Genomic DNA, 480 nt, shown 5'->3' with positions numbered 1-480 from the left:
CGTCCACGTCTTCGACCAAGTCACCGGACTGCGTAATCCGTGCTTGACTCCACGAGTCCGTTTCCCGTTTTGGTAGTTCGGCTGTCTTCCCACTGTGTTCACGGGCGATTTCAATACTCGCTATCAGATCGACCAGTTGTGCTTTACTCACCGCTAAATCCGCACCTTCTCCATCACCACCAATCCGAAAGGTAACGATCCGATCCTCATTAGCAGCGGCCTCTAGATCAGTCACGTGGGAGTGGATCTCAAGTTCAATCCGTTCCTCGTAGTCGGCTGCCTCAGAGTAGTACGCTTTGTTTGGCGTATCCGGAACCTCAACATCCGGGTCGCCCTGGGCCCGTATCCAGCGGTCCTGAGTATCCGCTGCGTAAATGTATCCTTGCCCCGGGACACTGCCACCGTCGATGAATTCTGTCGAGTGTAGTACCGACTGTAGCAAATCAAGTTCTTTCCCGGTAAACCAGATATACGCCCCCA

1 pseudogene is annotated in these 480 nt (G+C 53.8%); it reads right to left on the bottom strand.

The annotated features are described in order from the left end of the window. Positions 1-480: pseudogene (locus DVK07_RS23105) on the bottom strand (hypothetical protein); the annotation flags it as partial.

It is taken from the genome of Halorubrum sp. Atlit-26R, assembly GCF_003666015.1.
Taxonomy (GTDB): Archaea; Halobacteriota; Halobacteria; order Halobacteriales; family Haloferacaceae; genus Halorubrum.
Note: the sequence above shows the minus strand (reverse complement) of the source record. Positions and strands in the feature narration are given on the sequence as shown.